Below are 828 nucleotides of genomic sequence, written 5' to 3'. Positions count from 1 at the left end.
CCGTCGTCGCCGGAGGAGGCGAAGACCGAGATGCCCTTGGCCGCGGCGGCCGCGAAGTCCTCGTGCGCCTGCTGCAGCTGAAGGTTGTTGCCCTTGCCGGCGATGGCGGCCTCATCCGAGCCGTAGCTCATCGAGAGGACGTCGCCGAGGTCGTGGTCGACCGCGTAGCGCACCGCGACGTTGAGTGCGTTGCCGTAGTTGTTGGGCGCCACGACGAGGTTGATCGTCGCGTCGGGGGCGATGGCGTGGGCCCACTGCACGTCGAGGCTCGTCTCGCCGGCCCAGCCGAGCGGCTGCCCCTGGTGGGCGGTGCTCGTCTGCGGCTTCCCGCCGGGGTAGTAGACGTTGAGGTCCGCCTTGGGCAGGCCGAACGTCTGGCTGAAGACGTCGAGGTCCTGGCGCACCGTCGGGCTGCCGTAGGCGTCGACGATGACGATCCGCTGGCCCTTGCCGGTCCAGCCGTCCGGGATGTCGTACGCCTTGCGGATCAGCGCCGGGGTGTAGCACGCGAGGCCGATCCGAGCCACGCACTGCGACGGCGTGGGGAGGGCACCGAGCTGGCTGCCCTTCGAGTACTGCTTCGTCAGCGGGTGGACGGTGTAGACGATGTCGCTGGTGTCCGTTCCAGCGGCCGTGGCGGACGAGCCCGCCACCAAGGTCGTGCCGAGCGCGAGGGCGGCGGAGGCGAAGCCCACTCCCACGTACGTACGCCTGCGCAGAGTCTGAGTGCGCATGAATCCCCTTCTCCCTGGGTGCCCCGGACCGCTTCGTCCGAGTTGTCACGGAACGTAGGTGCGCTGTATGCCAGTTGGCTGGGAGCAGCCTGCC

At 69.4% G+C, this 828-nt stretch carries 1 pseudogene; it reads right to left on the bottom strand.

The features are described 5' to 3' along the window. A pseudogene (locus tag ABD194_RS20980) lies at window positions 1-734 on the bottom strand (hypothetical protein); the annotation flags it as partial. Window positions 735-828 lie beyond the last annotated feature (94 nt).

This window comes from Terrabacter terrae (assembly GCF_039529575.1).
GTDB lineage: Bacteria > Actinomycetota > Actinomycetes > Actinomycetales > Dermatophilaceae > Terrabacter > Terrabacter terrae.
The sequence above is the reverse complement of the archived record's forward strand: the minus strand, read 5'-3'. Positions and strand labels throughout refer to the sequence as shown.